The sequence below is a fragment of the Bacillus sanguinis genome (assembly GCF_018332475.1).
Classification (GTDB): Bacteria; Bacillota; Bacilli; order Bacillales; family Bacillaceae_G; genus Bacillus_A; species Bacillus_A sanguinis.
Window position 1 is genome coordinate 1 of sequence record NZ_BOQB01000245.1, and the last position, 2,138, is coordinate 2,138.

Annotated in this window: 3 protein-coding genes; 2 read left to right on the plus strand and 1 reads right to left on the minus strand. The window is 32.2% G+C overall.

Going from position 1 to position 2,138, the window contains the following annotated elements:
* On the minus strand, window positions 1-181 hold a 181-nt coding region (locus tag KI369_RS22500; protein ID WP_212957456.1), incomplete at its 3' end, for a cold-shock protein.
* Window positions 182-556: 375 nt separating this feature from the next.
* Between KI369_RS22500 and KI369_RS22505 the strand changes: the two genes are divergently transcribed.
* Together KI369_RS22505 and KI369_RS22510 are read left to right on the plus strand one after the other, a co-directional pair.
* Complete coding sequence (locus KI369_RS22505) at window positions 557-1,453, plus strand: CPBP family intramembrane glutamic endopeptidase (protein ID WP_088298422.1); 897 nt, start codon at window positions 557-559, stop codon at window positions 1,451-1,453.
* On the plus strand, window positions 1,453-2,112 hold the full coding sequence (locus KI369_RS22510) for a nucleoside/nucleotide kinase family protein (RefSeq protein ID WP_212957457.1): 660 nt from the start codon (window positions 1,453-1,455) through the stop codon (window positions 2,110-2,112). Before KI369_RS22505 ends, KI369_RS22510 begins: the two co-directional genes overlap by 1 nt.
* The last annotated feature ends 26 nt before the right edge of the window (window positions 2,113-2,138 follow it).

The following is a 2,138-nucleotide window of genomic DNA, read 5'->3' on the forward strand; positions in this document are numbered from 1 at the left end:
CTTGAGGTCCACGGTTACCGTCTTCAACTTCGAAGCTAACTTCTTGACCTTCGTCAAGAGATTTGAAGCCGTCGCCAGTGATAGCTGAGAAGTGAACGAATACGTCGTTACCGTCTGCAACTTCGATGAAACCGAAACCTTTTTCGCTGTTAAACCATTTTACTTTACCTGTTAATGTCATGGTAATGCCTCCTAAAATTTAAAAAGATTACAATATGATCGGCCTTATTTGAATGAAAAATAAAAGTTCACATATTATCAAAAACCAATAAGTAGTACAAAATGTTCCTGATTGATACTTGATAATATGCAAAGAAAATATATTGTTAAATTGACCTTAATTACTATCTTACAACAAATGGTGGGAAATAGCAAGTGCTGGTAATACCAGTGTGAAATAGGATGGTAAAAGACACAAAAACATCTCTTTTATTTATATATTATTCCTAATTTTGGTTTATGCTAAACTAAGAACATTTTTATTGGAAAATTTTATTAGTGAATCGATATATAGTATAAGAATAGTGTTGATGTATTTGTTAAGGAGGCGAGAATATTGCAGTCTAATCAATTTAAAATAATTGAAGCAGCCAAAGAAGGAAGAAGAAAAGTTCATCCAGTATTTGCTGTTATACTTGCAATTGTATTTTTAACTTTAGGTGAATTGTTCATGTTATTTATGTTGTTTTTACCGAAAGCAGAAACGCTTTTGATGAAAGCAATTTATAGTGATATTGAAATGATATTGACGTTTGGCGGAGCTATATTTTTTGTTTTTTTATGGATTAGATTTGTAGAGAAAAGATCAATTTCATCCATTGGATTTTGGAGAAATCAGTGGATAAGAAAATATTTAAGAGGTGCATTAATAGGTTTTGTTTTTATTTCAATACCAGTCATGCTACTTTTATTAACTGGAAATGTACAACTACAAATGCAACACATTACACCAACCGCTATACTTGGAATTGTGGGATCTTTAGTTGCTTTTTTAATACAAGGTGCAACAGAAGAAATTGTTGTTCGGGGTTGGTTATTTCCAGTTCTTTCTGTTAGAAGCCGTATATGGGTCGGTATTGTTGTAACTTCATTTTTATTTGGTTTTCTTCATTTACTAAATCCAGGTATTACAATTCTTTCAATATCGAATATAATATTAGTTGGTGTGTTTGCAGCTTTTTACGTTTTGAAAGACAGTAGTCTTTGGGGGATATGCGCATGGCATTCCATTTGGAATTGGGCACAATATAACGTATTTGGTTTTGCAGTTAGTGGGATGACAATGTATTCTACACCAATTTTTAAACCTGTAACAAGTGGATCGGAATTCCTTCATGGAGGCTCGTTCGGAATTGAAGGGAGTATCATTACAACAATAATGCTCTCCATCGCTTCAATTGTTTTATGGAAACAGTTATGGGGGAGAAAAGCGAAACAAAGAGATTTTAGTTAATGAAAGAGGGAGAAACTATGGGGATTATAGCGTTTGAGGGAGCGAGTGCGGTTGGTAAGAGCACAACGTGTCGTGAGTTAGAAAAGAATTATGGTGCTTATATTATACCTGAAGTGAATTTATTATTTGAAAGACCAAAAAATGAACATAGAACATGGTATTTTGAAAAACAAGTAGAGCGCTGGAAAATAGCAATGCAGAAGTCAGAGCAATATAAATTAATAATACTTGATGGAGACATTTATCAGCCGCTTAGTTATAATTGGTGTTTCCATTTTGAAATATTTGATCAGCCATTATCTTTAATAGAAAACTTTTATAAAGAAAAGCTGATTAATAGGGAAATTGGTTTTCCTGATCAATATTTTTATTTATATACGAATGATGAAGAACTTAGAAAACGGAAAGAATTTGACGAGACAAAAAGAAGAAGAAACTTTGAAAAACATTTACATATATCAAAATCGTTTCAATGTTATTATGAAAATTTAAATACTGTTACAGACGGGTACTGCAAAATAATTGAAGCAAAAAGTGTAAAAACGAATGAACTAGAAATTGTAAATAGCTTAAACAGTTTAAATGTGTATGAAAAGAGTCGTTTTGATGTTTCGAGGTTAGATGCGATTACGAAGTGGTTAAAAGAAAATCGCGCATAAAAAGAACGAGTACCTTATAAGGTACT